Raw genomic sequence first — 13,990 nt, 5'->3', positions numbered from 1 at the left:
CGTTATATTTGATCTATACATTAAAGTTAATACAACAAGATGGTACAAATGATCGCAATATATAAGACTCCTACGGATAGGGAGTTTTTTGACAAACACTATTTGGAGACACATATTCCCTTGGCAAAAACGCTTCCGGGACTTGTTCGTTATGACGTGGCCAAGGGTGGAATCCTGTCAACGACGGGACACGAAGATGTCTATTGTATTGGAACCTTATATTTTGAAAGTTTAGCCGCGATTAAAATGGCATTTGCGTCTGAAGAAGGAAAGGCTTGCGCAGCTGACCGAAGAATCTTGGCACCTCAAACTCAGGATGTCCAGATTTATATATTTGATTCGATCGAAGTCTAGGAACTTAAGAAGTATGCGTTAATGGTATAAAATATGATGAATAATGAAAAAGGACGATTTTAAAATAAGCATTACCGTTGAAGCAGGTGCTCAACGCGTATTTGAAGCAATCAACAATGTCAGGGGATGGTGGTCTCAAAACATTGACGGGCCAACGACTGCTTTGCATGACGAGTTTATATATCATTATCAGGATGTACATCGTTGTCGAATAAATATAGAAGCGATGGAAACGGATCGTAAAGTCGTCTGGCGGGTGCTCGAAAACTATTTTAAATTTACCCAGGATGAACGAGAATGGACGAATAGTTCCATTATATTCGATATTGTTGAAGACGCAGGTACATCTAAATTACATTTTACCCATCATGGCCTTAATTCCGAGATGGAATGTTACAAGGTATGTCATGATGCCTGGACGTATTATATAGCTGACAGCCTAAGACAGTTGATTCTAACGGGGCAGGGACAACCTACTCCGAAAGAAGAAGTAACGGCTGGGGTTACTGAAGAGAATCGGGTAGCACATGATCCTGGGACTAAAAGCATCTACCATAGACTGTTGATAGAAACGCCAGTAGAGACTGTTTACAAGGCGCTTACAACAGCGGAAGGGTTAGCCGGCTGGTGGACGCCAGATACTGTTGCAAAGCCAGAGATTGGCGCTGTATTGCGGTTTGGGTTTGGTCCCAGCTACTTTAAAAATATGGAAGTTATTGCGCTGAAACCTTATTCCAGGGTCGAGTGGCGCTGTATCAAGGCATTTGAGGAATGGATTGGAACGACACTGACCTTTGAACTTGAACCTCAGCAAAAGGGATGTATGCTGCTGTTCCACCACGATGGCTGGGCAAATTATAGTGCGGAATTTGCTTCCTGTAGTTTTGATTGGGCGCTATTTTTCAGGAGTTTAAAATTTTTCTGTGAAAAAGGAAAGGGTTTTCCTTATCCTGAATTTAATGTATAAAATTGCTGCAGGGGCATGATGTATTTTAGGGATAAAATAACACTATCGCAATAGATCGGCAATTGCATGCAGATAGTCTTTATTTTTAGAAAAATCATTATGTCCCTCCTTTGCCAACCGAATCAATTTATCCTGTTTTTTAAAGAATCTACTCAGTTTAATGGAAGAGTCAAAATAGACGGCTTTATCCTGGTCTCCGTGGAAGATGATCGTTCTACATTTTACTTTTTGTAATGCCGAAGCATTGTCGAAATGAAAGGGGAGCCCGCTTGTATCGAGCTCAGGAGCGATATGTTGCGTCCAATCTTCAAAACTATAGTAAGGTGCCTGAAGAATAAGCATTTTTGGGGCGTTATGGGAAGCAATAGTTGAAGCCAGTGCTGTACCCATCGATTGACCAATTATGACAATATGATCTTCCGGATAATGTTGTGTCAGGTTATCATAGGCCATTTGCAGATCACTATAAAGTAGTTCTTCATTGGTTACTTTACCTTCACTTTTTCCGTAACCTCGGTAGTCTAACATAAAAAGATCATAGCCGTTATCAGTATAGATATTCGCAATTTTACCCCAAGTGTCTACCGCTCCATTACTTCCATGCAAATAGAAAATTAGTCCTTTGCTCTTGTCTGCCTTAAACAAGATCCCATGGAGTTTAACATGATCTGCTGTTGTGATAAATTGTTCTTCAAATTTGCCCTGAAAGTGGAACGTGGAATCCTGGAGCTTTTTACCTGGAAACAGTTGTTCTTCAAGGATCTCATTCCAGTTTGGTTTCACTTTAGATTTACTGTTGGATTGAGCATATACCACGGGGTATAAAAAAATGAATAGCAAGAGTAATAGTATCGGACGTAACCAAAGGAGACGGTAGAATTTTGTTAATGTGACGGTATTGTTTGCGTGCATAAAGATACTTGGTCTATGATTTTTATTAAGTTACACATTTCTATGGCATCCAGAAAATGTGGGAATTCCTAGTTTTAGCGGTATCTTTCTTATAAACTTAATCTAGGTTAAGTTTATGCCTTAATCTAGGTTGTTGGAAGCAGGCTTCTTCTTGTCGTACCTTTGAGATAGCAATTTAAAATGAAGTGATCATTTAGGCTTCAACTTAATTCATCAAGAACGATAAAAAAGGAGATCATAACATGAAAAAATCAATTGAAAGAATTTTCCAACGTCCAGCTCAACCTGGCATGGTAGGAGATGGATTTCGTGTATTTAATATGATACCAGGGAATGGGATTTCCCAAAAGAGGATGAGTCCATTTCTTTTACTGGATTTCAATGCAGCATTTGATTTTGGACCTTCGGATCATATTAGAGGCGTGGATGTACATCCGCATAAAGGATTTGAAACCGTGACTATCGCCTACAAAGGTAGTGTAGCCCATCATGACAGTTCGGGGAATAGCGGTGTTATTCGTCCGGGTGATGTACAATGGATGACTGCCGGCGCTGGCATATTGCATAAAGAGTACCATGAAGAGGAATTTTCAAAGAAAGGCGGATTATTTGAAATGGTTCAGCTCTGGGTTAATTTACCAGCGAAAGATAAATCAACAGCGGCGCACTATCAGGCAATTACTGCCGATCAGATGGGGAAAGTCGTGTTGCCCGATGCGGCAGGGGTAGTCAATGTCATCGCGGGGAAATTTCAGGATATGGTTGGACCAGCGAGCACCTATACACCCGTCAATCTATTTGACATCAAATTGGAAGAGCAACATGAAACGAACTTTTTGGTTTCACAAAATCATAATACGGCGATGTTGGTTGTGAATGGCGAGGTCGTAGTCAACGGTGAACTTGCGAAGGAGCATAGCTTTGTCTTATTTGGTCATGATGGTGAAGAGATTTCGATAAGGGCAAATAAGAATGCAGTTTTACTTGTGTTAAGTGGTGAACCCATTGATGAACCTATCGTGAGTTATGGCCCATTTGTAATGAATACACAGGCGGAGATTTACCAAGCCTTTGAAGATTTTCAAGCTGGCAAGTTTGGCGTACTTGAATAAATGAAATAAATTTCCATACATGGCTTATATCCTTAATATGTAGGCCATGTATGGAAATCAAAATAGAAAAGATTGTCCGTTAACTTGCATTTCTTGGGATTGTCGTGCTCAACGACTAAGAAAAGTTTTTTGGTCGTCTATCATGCCGACATGCACGATGAGGACCAGTAGTGTACAACAAAAGCCGGTCAATACCACGCCATTCCATTGAAAGTATTTCCAAGCCAGGGAAGCCAAGTAACTACCCAATGATCCACCGGCAAAGTAACTAAACATATAGACTGTATTTAGTCGGTTGGTTGCCCCTAGATTTAAGGCAAAAAAAGCAGATTGATTGCTGATATGCATGGATTGTAAACCCAGGTCGATTAAGATTACACCGCTTATTAATCCGATATAGTTATTCCCTCCGATGTAGAATAAAATCCAGCTCAATAGCAGAATAAATATGGAACCAAGAATAATGGTATACGTAGAAACACGCGTTGCAATCCGGCCGACCACTGATGCTGCCAGCGCGCCAACAGCCCCTATTAATCCGAAGGATCCCGCTACGGCAGAGCCTGCGTAGAAAGGGGCTTCCTGTAAATGAAATACTAATGTAATCCAAAAAGCACTGAATCCAGCAAAGCCTAAAGCCCCTCTGAGTGCAGATAGCCGTAATACCCGTTGAGTTTTTGTCAGATGGACCAATGAGTGCATTAATTGTAGATAAGTACCTTGAAATGTCGGTTTTACATCAGGTAGTGCGAAAGCTAATAATAACATGAATAAAACCATTAATGCTATAGCTATATAATAGATTGCTTGCCATCCCCAGATATCGCCAATAAATCCAGCTGCGACACGGGAAAGCAGAATACCCAATAGTAAGCCACTCATGACCATTCCGATTGATGAATTGCGTTTTTCCGGAGCAGCAAGTTCGGCTGTCAGGGGGACCAGCATCTGAGGAACAACAGAGCTGAATCCAACCATAAAGCTTGCGATATAGAGCAACTCGAGGGTGGGAGCTAAGACCATAGCCAATAAGGAGACTAAGATGAGCAGAAATATGGTTAATATTAATTTCTTTCTTTTTATCATATCTCCCAAAGGGACGATAAACAGTAGCCCAGTTGCAAAACCGATCTGTGTGAGCATAGCAATCATACTAATTGCAGCTTCACTAACGTGAAAGTCTTTTGCCATCAATCCCAAAAGCGGCTGATTATAATAGTTGTTGCCGACGACAATTCCCGTTGTCAAGGTAATAAGCCATAAAAGGGGCTTCGTCAATACAGGTAGATCCGGTTTTGAGTTTACCTGAGGTTCTTTGCTTTGATCTGCTATGTTTGCTGTATGTATCATCTCGAATTGTATTTCCTTGGCCGCAAATTTAAAGAGAGAATTGTTGGCAGAAATGAAGAATTCGATCCATGAATTGAAGAATTGAAGTTTGATTAACATCAATAGTGTAAAACTCAACAGGCCTATGCAGTTCTTAGATGCATAGGCCTGTTGAGTTTTAAATGAAGATAGGCGAAAATATTGTGCACTGATCAATCAGGTTTAAAGATTTATTTGCTGATTTCTCTTTTTGCGAGAAGCATTATAGACAATGATCACACTAATCGTCATCAGGATAAATGCTAAGAAAAACGGCGCACCCGAAAATTTAAATGGTGCTTGGTCATGGGTGAAATAATAAAATAGGTTTGTCATCATCGGTGGACCAATAATCGATGTTGCACTCATCAAGCTTGTTAATGCACCTTGAAGTTCACCCTGTTCGTTTGAAGGAACATTTTTTGTAATAACCGATTGAAGAGCCGGTCCACAAATACCGCCTAAGCAATAGGGGATAAGGAATACGAACATCATCCATCCTTCGCTTGCAAATGAGAATAACAGTAGTCCAATGGCATACAAGGTCAATCCATAGAAAATGCTTTTTTGTTCACCAAGTTTGGGTGTTGTCCAGCGAATTAAAACACCCTGAACCAATCCAATCAATAATCCAATAACACCCAATGAGATACCCACCATTCTTTCGGTCCAGTCGAATTTATACATGGTGAAGAAGTTCCAGTTACTTTGAACCGCATGACCTGCGATATATATTAAAATTAAGGCAACGATTAATCCGGATATTTCCGGGTGTTTTCCAAGAAACTTAAAGGATCCAATTGGATTTGCGCGTTTCCATTCAAAAGCTCTACGTTTTTCTTTATCTAAGCTCTCAGGTAAGATAAAATAGCCATACAGGAAGTTTAGCATACACAGTCCTGCGGCCGCATAAAAGGGAATCCTGGCGCCATAGTGACCGAGTAGACCACCGATAACCGGGCCGATAATAAAGCCTAGACCAAATGCAGCGCCTATCAAACCAAAGTTCTTTGCCCGATCTTCATCGGTGGATATATCAGCGATATAAGCACTTGCCGTTGTGAAACTAGCGCCTGTCAATCCAGCGATAACGCGTCCTAAGAATAACCAACCTATAGTTGGCGCGAGGGCAAGAAAGATGTAGTCTACCGCAAAGCCAAAAAGTGAGATCAATATAATTGGCCTTCTGCCATATTTATCGCTGAGATTGCCGACGACGGGAGAACAGATGAATTGCGTGAAAGCGTAGGCAAAGCCGAGCCAGCCGCCATATTTTGCCGCTTCACTGACATCGCTATGAATCAATTCCTCAATAAGTTTAGGGACGACAGGAATAATGATTCCCCAACCCGTAATATCGATTAATAGTGTAATAAATATGAATCCGATTGCTGCTTTTTTCTTGGAATTTTCCATCATGATTCAAAAGTAATGAAATCCTTAAAAACTTGTCTGTTATTTAATTACTAATTTGTGGTAAGTGTTATATTTTCGGTAGTGTTAACAAACCGAAAACAAGAGGTTTTTTTCTTTCGATAGAACGCCCAGGCCCGATTAGATCGCTCGACATTTGGGATGGTGCAGCACCGGGAAATTACATGAATTCGCAATAAAACACAATTTATTTGCTTGGGCATGTAAGGATAAAGCAAGTGCTATCTGGAACTCATCTGTGATGACAACCTCGGGATGTAATATAACTTCTGTAAAACGACCACTTCCATCTGCATTCGTTTCGAGTGTAGCGATAGCATTGTCCGTATAAGATAATACCTCAATGCTATTTTTCGAGCAGACGTATAAATAGGACATCATGTGGCAAGAAATCAGGCTGCTAAGCAGCAAATCTTCCGGATTGTACAATGCGGGGTCCCCCTTGAATGCTTTTGCTGCGGAAACGTGCACGTCAGCTTTCCCTTCGATCGCGATGTGATGGCTTTTTGTATAAATTTTTGAACCTACAGCACTAGGCTGTTCAGGATGGTTCCAAGTTAAGGACGCTTTAAAGATATGTTTGTAACTCATTTTTGTTTCAAATTTAAGGTATTATCCGATGTTATAGAACGTCTAGTCCGCCAATTGCAACTACTTCGTTTGTCATCAGACCACGGCGGCGTCTGATGACAGTACTGTTATGTGCGAACAAAAGTGATATAATCTGTGTTGACAGGTTCAATGCCATTTTTTCGCATTTCGCTTGCTATTTGCGCCCTGTGATAGGTGCCATGATTAAAGACGTGTAACAGAATGTCGTTGGCCTTGTTATGAAAAGCCTGATGCTGTGTGTTTGTATAATTGACAATTTCATCCTCCGTATCATTTATGCGCCGAATTTGCTGCCCAAATCCTTCAGAAGCTAAATCGTGATACCTTTGGCAATCGATGATACTGTGCTCATCCCAAACACCTACAGGTGGTTTTTCACCAGTTAATCGACTTAACCAAATAATCTGAGCATTGACAATATGGCTAAAGAGCCGTATGCAAGAATGAGGTACATTTTCGCCTTCACTTTTCAGTTTATCCAGGAGTGCTGTATTGGCCCAGTTATTATATAACCAAAGCTGCATAAAAGTAGTTGACATCTAATTGTTGTTTATGTGGGTTCTGTAAAATTAAATATACGGAAGATCGCAATAAATTTTTTGCAAACCCCATCAATCGTTCATTTTATGGACAATTTATGGTTGAAAATTTAAAGCGATATATTTGTTACAATTTAATTATTTTGTGCGTAATTCTATTTTTTGGACTCGCTCAGGTCTTAATTGGAATATATTCAAATTGTTAGGGTAATAGTTTGTTGTTTTTTGTCGCAGAAATGTCTTTTTGCGCTATCACTTGACAGGCCAGACTACCACAGACTAAATGATATCATTATATTAGGCTGATATTATTGAAAAGTATGCTATCTATGAACAGGTTTTTCCAAAATTACAATACGGGGAAACGTATTATTCTTCATTTGTGTTTTTGGTTTGTGATTTTGGGAATGCAATTCGTTACCTATCAGCGGATAGACATGGATAATTCCTGGATTTTATTTTTAAAAGACGTATTTTCTTTGCTGACAATTTTTTATGTTACGGGATATGTCATCATTCCGCGTTGGTTTATTCCAGGGAAGTTTGTATTGTGTATAGTATGGTTGTTGTTTATTTATGCCTGGTGGTCGTTTTTAAGTTACTTTGCTGCCCTATTAACGCTGAACTATTTAACACCAGATGTTCGCCTGTCAAGTTATCTTGAAATAATACTAAGTCAAGGAATCTTTGGTGCTTTTCGTCCTTCTTCCATTAGCGATTATTTATTGGATTTTATTTTTTTGGTGGCGCTGCCTTTGACCGTAAAAATTGTACAGGCATTTATGTCTGTCAGAAATTCAAAAATGAAACTCGAATTGAAAAATTCAGCACTGGAATTGAACAATGTACAGTTGGAACTTGCTTTCCTAAAATACCAGATTAATCCACATTTTTTACTTAACACACTTTATAGCATCTATGTACTCGTATCCGATCATGATGAAAGGGGAGGCGAAAGTATGATGCGTTTAAGCAGCATGATGGTGTATTTACTGCATGAAAGTAATCAGCCCAGGATAGATATAAGTCGTGAATTTCAATTGCTAAAGGATTATGTTGAATTGGAGAAACTGCGCTATAGTGAGACGGTTCAGATCAATCTAAATTTGGAAACAGAAGACGAAAACTGCATGGTGGTTCCTTTGATCTTTTTTCCGTTTGTAGAAAATGCATTCAAACACGGACCCCGGCTAAGTTCTTCGGCAGGATGGATATCCATAGACATTAAGGTTAAGGATGAGAAGGTCTATATGCACGTGGCTAATGCATATAGGGAACTTTCAAAACCAGAAAATTATATTGGTGGATTGGGGATAGAAAATGTAAAAAAACGACTGGAGCTTCATTATCCTCATCATCACGATTTGGAAATAAAGTCGCAAGAGGGTGTATTTAGTGTTAATCTTGTTGTAACTTTACATTCGGAAACAGAACCCTAGCACCAAAGCAGCGGGTTACGAAGTACTTATGAACAGAATTAAAACTATCCTTATTGAAGATGAGCCTATTGCGAGAGGTCGCCTGGAGAAATTAGTGTCCAAGTTAGGCCTGATTGAAATATTGGGTGTATTCGAAAACCCATTGCAAGCAATTAACGTTTTAAGGCAGCAGGAGGTAGATCTCATTTTGTCGGATATAGACATGCCTGAAATGGATGGCATTACCTTTCTCAAAGGACTTGCTCATCCACCATTTGTTGTTTTCATAACAGGGCATTATGAGTATGCGGTCGATGGATTTGAGCTGGATGTAATCGACTATATTTTAAAGCCACTCCTGACAGAAGAGCGGCTGATTAAGGCAATTGAAAAGGTTCAGAAGGCAATTTTGTTTTCTAGAAGTGGGCCACAGGGTGAAAGAAAAGCAATTAAGATAAAGGATCGGAACAAAACTATTTTTATCGATCCTACAGATATTTTCTATCTAAAAGCCTGGGGGGATTACATTCAAATTTATACGTTAGAAGGTATGCAGACTTTGCTGTCCACCATGAAAGATATGGAAGCAGAATTGCCTTGGGACATGTTTGCGCGTATGCATCGGTCTTATATTGTCAATATCAAACAGATAAAGGGTGTTGAGGCAAGTAAAGTCATTCTGAAAAACGGGACAGAACTCGGTATTGGTTTACAATATCGCAATCAGCTTTTCGCGAAGATGGGACTGCTATAATTTACCGGATTCCTATGTTCTTTCTGTTTCCCAATTTGCATCTTATAATAGCCAGCCATAAAGTGATAAATAGCAAGTTCATGTAAGCGTTGATCGGAAATGAACAATCGATTAATAAACATATGAATGTAGCTTGACAGGAGCGATGCTCGGACCGACTGGAATCTATGTTGGTCGGTATGTCTCCGTAAGGTGGAAAATATCCTATATTGAAGTGCATTGAGTCTTTTTCTGGAGCCTCCCAGGTTGTCAAAAGGTTTGTTGAACCAGTCTTTTTTTTCTTTGAACTTATTGTTGAGATGAATCCAAAGCTTTTTATTATTATCAAATTCTTGCTGATAGATGGTATTCATCTGTAGGCAAAAATCTCTTTTTTCGATTAATGTAAATTCTGCAGTTTCAAATAGCGACTCCATATTTTCGAAAGCTAAGCGCCATCGATCGTTGGTTGAAGTACTTTGTTGAATAACCTCCAGTATCGTTTCGCTTTGTCGAAAGAATAACTCCTCACTAAGCTCCATACAAAAAGGTGTATACCGTTCAATTTCCCGCGTATAAGTATCGAAGGATATCGTTGAAATCTGACCAGCTTGAATGAACTGTTCCAATAGGGCATTCAATGTAGATATAATGGAAGAATACCGACTTGGATCTGTGAGCTCAACTCTAAATCTAATGTGGGGAGCCGGATCGTTGTAGCGTATAAAAAACCATTTTTTTAGGACATCTTGTTGATTAATGGCCGCTATAATTATCGGGAAAATTTCCTTTAACAAGGTGTCTGCAACATGTAAGCCGCAGTAGATTTTAGCGTAAAGCCATTCACTGCCCAAAGGGAAGCATCTTTTTAGGTTACTTTCTTGAGGGGCCGACTCATGAATGCAAGTCTCCTGTCGTGCTTCTATTGGAATAATGATTTCGTTGGCAAAAATACGTCCGTCTTTATCTCTGCTTACTGATGAATAGTCATTCAGGATATATTCGGTTAATATGGTGTCTCTTTTGCATATATGATCCAATAATATGTTTATGCAAAAAGGATTGTCTAAATTTATCAATAATTCATTGTCCCCATTGCTGATGATAACCATCGCGGGGATATCTAACTCCGTTCGTATGTTTTTTATGAAAGCTTGAGGTTCACCGGGATATTTCGCTATTTTTTGAATTCGCCACTGGGCTCTAGACAAGATAATATTTTTGTAGCTTATTCTTGGGAGCCTTGGCTGCTCTTTCATAATCCCCCAATTCCAGGAAAGATCCAGCCTATTATTTTGGAACTGAAAATCTGCAAGAAACTTGTATATATTCATCCCCTGTTCAAAATTGTGGGCTGTGGTTAGACGAGGTATAACCATTTTATTGAATTTCTTGGACCACAAGATTAGACGCTGGTCTTTGAGGAACAGGTATAAGTCATTCACATCAATTTGCTCTTGTTCTTCGTCGATTGTTGGGCTTATACTAATTGATGCCCTTCTTAGTGCAGGTCTATAAATTATATTTCCAGCATTGTTATCTGGATAATGACAAATCTCGGCGAGTATTGCGTTAGGAAACTGCTGTTGTTCTCTGTCGGCAGATTCTTTCAACTTGTTATGTAATTTTTCATCCAAATGTCCGAATCTGGAAATTAAGTTACCTGATGACGAACCTCCGATTGTACCCATATTGAAGCATAAATTTTCCTGACATGAACTTCTAAGGAGATTGCCGATGGCATAGAATGAAGAAGGGATAGTATTGACAGTTTGTTTACGTTGTTTAGCGATATGATCTAGATCGTTGTTGGTCAGCCGAATTTCGGTGAATTGATTTTTTACACTTTCTACAAATTTTTCAATGGCCAGATCTTGATAATGGTGGTCACCATATTTTTTTTCGCCTGTTGGAGTGATGTTTTTAACTTCCCCGAGTATTTCATCCGTTATATTGTAGACACCTTCTTGGCGGCCATAACCAATCCCTATATCTGGGTCTAAGGCTGTCGTTAGTGGGATCATTCTATCTTCATATTTAACAGAGAACGCCGCTCTAAACCGGTCGAAATCTGTTAACTTAAATGGGCTACAAAGCGGTAGTAAATCCTGAAATTGGTCTCTTATATGATTTAATGCGGTATCTGATAAATTATTTTCTTCCATACCCATGAGCAGGTCTCCTTGCAACAAACTGGTCATATCGAGGTCGGGAGCCAGAGGCTGCAATAATCTAACGATGGCGTCTCGGATTGTAATGACAGATTGAGAACTATGAAGCCATGCTTTTATTTTTAATAAAGGATTTAAATAATTCCCGTCCTTATCTATTCTTTCTAAGGTCGCTATTAGGCTATCCATATAACCCCGACCAATTACATTGGGCTGTAATTCAGAAGAGGTGATTCCTAGGCTGGTAAGATTATTTACGAATAGGCTAGCATGCGTTGTTGATGTTCCAAGATCTTGTAGCAGATCGATTAATGATTGATAGTGAGCGATTTTTTTATTGCTTTCGAAGTATTGGATGACCCGATCCAAAACAGGGGTCAGCCTTATGCGTTTCAGGACATGCTGTCCTTTCTTTCCATTTGTTACTTTTTGATAATATTTGTAATATTTACCATCTAAGTATAAGGTGGGATTGAGACGATAATAGAGTTGACTGTAAATTCTTTTGTCTTTTGATATCTGTTCAATAATTTTTGTCAAAATGGTGGTATCCAGTTTTAAAACAGCTTGATTTGCATTTGACCTGATTATCGATACCTTTTTATCGGATGCGCTAATGTTGCCAAATGATACCCCAGCGAATAAACCGAAGGGCGTACTTCTTGTGCTCATCCTAATCGCATATTTGAGTAGTGAAGCGATCATTTTTGAGTTGCTCTCTTTTTTGTATTCAAGCCATTTTTGAACTTCCACCGAGAAGGCAGGGCTTGCCAGAAATAAGGCTTCTTTTAATTGCTCGTCTTGAAACAGACGACGAAGTTTCTCTTCTATTTCATGCCTCTCTTTCATCGCTAAAAGATCAACGGCAAATGCAGCTGGAAGTAGCGGCGTGCGCAGAAGAAAATAATCGGATAAGTGGAATAATGACATGAATTAGTTGGACTAGTATTGCATGACTTGTTTTATACAGGACTGAAACATTTGGGGTGAAATTGGTTTTTGTAGTGCAAAATGCTTCCTGTTTTTGATAAATTCCGGATATTGCCAGCGTGACACAGCGGAGGTAATGATCAGGATAGGAATATCGGCGATCAATTCGGCAAGTATATTAATATTGCCGCCGCTAACAATCAGATCGAGGAATAAGATGTCTGCAGATTTTAAATCATGACTAAATAATGCTGGATTTTCAATGTCTTCAACCATTCTTATCAATTGAAGATCTGGGAACATATGAATGTATTCAACTATTTTTTTTGTCGCCAGGGGTTCATCCTCAATGAGAATACATTTAAGCTTAGGTGAAGTCATATACTAGGTTCTTTTATTAGGGGGAGCGGTTTTAAAGACGATTGCTGTAAAGGCGCCTACCAGAACGCCTTCACAGCTTTATCCTCTTTTATATTATTTGTGAAGACGAAACTGTCTTCGTTGTTATAAATTCCACATCATCAAAATCAAAGAATGAGATCGGTTCGACCACGCAGACCGTTTGTACATCCAGTGCAAAATCTTCCGCTAAAAAATTTTCAGTGTTTTCCATAGTTGATACGTTTAAATCGTAGACAAATGTGCTTTCTACGGAAAAGAACAACGAAAAATATCGACAGAATTGAAAATGAATCAGACGAACTAAGGAATCTATTCGACGAAAAAATGCCGCTTGTTCCTATTTCTGTTTGTCGTGCTTTGTCCAATAGGCTGCAGATCATCATGGACATTGAAACAAGTGCTATCGTGGGCTGTTCTAAAATTCGACGAAACAGTCTTTGAGTACGATGAAATAGCGGCTGCTTTGTTGTAGGATTCTATCCGCATCATTATTTTAGACCTATCTATTTTAGCATTGAAAAACCATTTCTTTAGCCATTAAAGTTATGCTGCTAAATAGGTAAAGAATGAGATGGCTTGAGGTAAGTCTCTAAGCCAAAAAAGCATCTGCCGAATCAATAAGTGAGTTGTGTGTGCGCGTAAAACAAATGAGATTATGAATTTATCTAAGGAAATGTACGGTTTTTTGAAAAGAGAAGGTTTACGGTTATTTCGAAAAAAAATAAGCTGGCAGACCGCTGCGAAATATCAGATCTATGCGGATGAGAAAACAAAGATTGGTGTCGCATTTGACAGAATTCAAAATTTTATCGCTGGAGAGACCAGTGCATCCAGCTGGAATGGAATAAAAACCATTAAACTCGAAGAACGTGGTGATTATATTATCTACGGTTTTGTCGAAGAAATTGAACGCTAAAGAAACGTTCTCCATATACTTTTTCCGTTGCGCTTGACCTTTCGTATTTTTATCGAATAAATATTACAAATCAATTCCTTAATTGTGTAATGATTTCGATCTTATTTGTGGCCAAATTTGTT

14 protein-coding genes are annotated in these 13,990 nt (G+C 39.1%); 6 read left to right on the top strand and 8 right to left on the bottom strand.

Features of this window, described 5'->3' with window-relative positions; translation table 11 throughout:
* Positions 1-48: 48 nt before the first annotated feature.
* Both AAW12_RS09845 and AAW12_RS09840 read left to right on the top strand, forming a co-directional pair.
* Positions 49-354 carry an EthD family reductase gene (locus tag AAW12_RS09845; protein WP_231585244.1) on the top strand — a complete coding sequence of 102 codons (306 nt, stop codon included), beginning with the start codon at positions 49-51 and terminating at the stop codon, positions 352-354.
* Between the two features lie 43 nt (positions 355-397).
* The gene (locus AAW12_RS09840; protein WP_046673428.1) at positions 398-1,321 is read left to right on the top strand and encodes an SRPBCC family protein; all 924 of its coding nucleotides are present in this window, start codon (positions 398-400) and stop codon (positions 1,319-1,321) included.
* Positions 1,322-1,363: 42 nt separating this feature from the next.
* On the opposite strand, the gene AAW12_RS09835 is transcribed toward AAW12_RS09840, so the two are convergent.
* Positions 1,364-2,233 carry an alpha/beta hydrolase gene (locus AAW12_RS09835; protein WP_053003607.1) on the bottom strand — a complete coding sequence of 290 codons (870 nt, stop codon included), beginning with the start codon at positions 2,231-2,233 and terminating at the stop codon, positions 1,364-1,366.
* 242 nt (positions 2,234-2,475) lie between these two features.
* On the opposite strand from AAW12_RS09835, the gene AAW12_RS09830 reads away from it, so the two are divergent.
* Positions 2,476-3,345 (top strand): pirin family protein, encoded by an 870-nt coding sequence (locus AAW12_RS09830; RefSeq protein ID WP_046671581.1) that lies wholly within the window; start codon positions 2,476-2,478, stop codon positions 3,343-3,345.
* 108 nt (positions 3,346-3,453) lie between these two features.
* Here AAW12_RS09830 and AAW12_RS09825 read toward each other — a convergent pair whose 3' ends face one another.
* From AAW12_RS09825 to AAW12_RS09810, 4 genes are all read right to left on the bottom strand, one after another.
* Positions 3,454-4,695, bottom strand: a complete 1,242-nt coding sequence (locus tag AAW12_RS09825) for an MFS transporter (protein ID WP_046671582.1) — start codon at positions 4,693-4,695, stop codon at positions 3,454-3,456.
* A 201-nt stretch (positions 4,696-4,896) separates the two neighbouring features.
* Complete coding sequence (locus tag AAW12_RS09820; RefSeq protein WP_343322255.1) at positions 4,897-6,132, bottom strand: TCR/Tet family MFS transporter; 1,236 nt, start codon at positions 6,130-6,132, stop codon at positions 4,897-4,899.
* A 135-nt stretch (positions 6,133-6,267) separates the two neighbouring features.
* Complete coding sequence (locus AAW12_RS09815; protein ID WP_046673427.1) at positions 6,268-6,738, bottom strand: OsmC family protein; 471 nt, start codon at positions 6,736-6,738, stop codon at positions 6,268-6,270.
* Between the two features lie 107 nt (positions 6,739-6,845).
* On the bottom strand, positions 6,846-7,298 hold the full coding sequence (locus AAW12_RS09810; protein WP_046673426.1) for a DinB family protein: 453 nt from the start codon (positions 7,296-7,298) through the stop codon (positions 6,846-6,848).
* A gap of 329 nt (positions 7,299-7,627) precedes the next feature.
* Between AAW12_RS09810 and AAW12_RS09805 the strand changes: the two genes are divergently transcribed.
* Positions 7,628-8,737, top strand: coding sequence for a sensor histidine kinase (locus AAW12_RS09805; protein ID WP_197084007.1), 1,110 nt, complete (start codon positions 7,628-7,630; stop codon positions 8,735-8,737).
* Positions 8,738-8,765: 28 nt separating this feature from the next.
* Complete coding sequence (locus AAW12_RS09800) at positions 8,766-9,470, top strand: LytR/AlgR family response regulator transcription factor (protein WP_046673424.1); 705 nt, start codon at positions 8,766-8,768, stop codon at positions 9,468-9,470.
* Here the strand turns inward: AAW12_RS09800 and AAW12_RS09795 are convergent.
* The 3 genes from AAW12_RS09795 to AAW12_RS26240 all read right to left on the bottom strand — a co-directional run bounded on the left by AAW12_RS09795 (position 9,440) and on the right by AAW12_RS26240 (position 13,163).
* On the bottom strand, positions 9,440-12,550 hold the full coding sequence (locus AAW12_RS09795) for a lantibiotic dehydratase (protein WP_084823126.1): 3,111 nt from the start codon (positions 12,548-12,550) through the stop codon (positions 9,440-9,442). The genes AAW12_RS09800 and AAW12_RS09795 overlap by 31 nt on opposite strands.
* A 12-nt stretch (positions 12,551-12,562) precedes the next feature.
* A complete protein-coding gene (locus tag AAW12_RS09790) occupies positions 12,563-12,931 on the bottom strand; it encodes a hypothetical protein (RefSeq protein WP_046673422.1) in 369 nt (122 codons plus the stop codon).
* Between the two features lie 88 nt (positions 12,932-13,019).
* The gene (locus tag AAW12_RS26240) at positions 13,020-13,163 is read right to left on the bottom strand and encodes a hypothetical protein (protein WP_156167608.1); all 144 of its coding nucleotides are present in this window, start codon (positions 13,161-13,163) and stop codon (positions 13,020-13,022) included.
* Positions 13,164-13,607: 444 nt separating this feature from the next.
* Here AAW12_RS26240 and AAW12_RS09785 point away from each other — a divergent pair, with 444 nt between their 5' ends.
* Complete coding sequence (locus AAW12_RS09785; RefSeq protein ID WP_156167607.1) at positions 13,608-13,868, top strand: hypothetical protein; 261 nt, start codon at positions 13,608-13,610, stop codon at positions 13,866-13,868.
* Positions 13,869-13,990: the final 122 nt, after the last annotated feature.

Source organism: Sphingobacterium sp. Ag1 (genome assembly GCF_000988325.1).
GTDB lineage: Bacteria > Bacteroidota > Bacteroidia > Sphingobacteriales > Sphingobacteriaceae > Sphingobacterium.
The sequence above is the reverse complement of the archived record's forward strand: the minus strand, read 5'-3'. Positions and strand labels throughout refer to the sequence as shown.